1 protein-coding gene is annotated in these 711 nt (G+C 60.6%); it reads right to left on the bottom strand.

Features of this window, described 5'->3' with window-relative positions; translation table 11 throughout:
* Nucleotides 1–695, bottom strand: a 695-nt coding sequence (locus tag EN893_RS36465) for a hydroxyacid dehydrogenase (protein WP_281062547.1), incomplete at its 3' end; no start/stop codon positions are given.
* Nucleotides 696–711: the final 16 nt, after the last annotated feature.

Genomic DNA, 711 nt, shown 5'->3' with positions numbered 1-711 from the left:
CAGTTAATGATGCGCACGCCCTTCTTCATCTTGGCGATCGCCGCGGCATCGATGATGTTGCGCGTCTTGTCGGTCAGCGGCGTGTGCAGGGTGATGAAATCGGCGCGGGCGAACAGTTCGTCGAGCTCGACCTTGTCGACGCCAAGCTCCTCGGCACGGCTGTCCGACAGGAACGGGTCGAACGCGATGACGTGCATCTTGAGGCCAACGCCGCGCGTCGCGACGATCGAACCGATGTTGCCGCAGCCGATGACGCCCAGCGTCTTGCCAGTGATCTCGACGCCCATGAATCGGTTCTTTTCCCATTTGCCGGCATGGGTCGAAGCGTTGGCTTCCGGTATCTGGCGGGCAAGCGCGAAGATCATTGCCACCGCATGTTCGGCGGTCGTGATCGAATTGCCGAACGGCGTGTTCATCACGATGATGCCCTTGCGGCGTGCCGCCGGGATATCGACATTGTCGACGCCGATGCCGGCACGGCCGATGACTTTGAGATTGGTAGCGGCGTTGATCAGTTTTTCGGTGACCTTGGTCGCCGAGCGGATGGCGAGGCCATAATACTGGCCGATCACTTCGGCGAGCTTTTCCTTGTCCTTGCCGAGATCGGGCAGATAGTCGACCTCGACGCCACGATCCTTGAATATCTGCACGGCGGTGGGGGAGAGTTTGTCTGAGACGAGAACGCGGGGCGCCATGGCGGCCTCCTTGAAA

The organism is Mesorhizobium sp. M7A.F.Ca.CA.004.04.2.1 (genome assembly GCF_004022825.1).
GTDB lineage: Bacteria > Pseudomonadota > Alphaproteobacteria > Rhizobiales > Rhizobiaceae > Mesorhizobium.
Note: the sequence above shows the minus strand (reverse complement) of the source record. Positions and strands in the feature narration are given on the sequence as shown.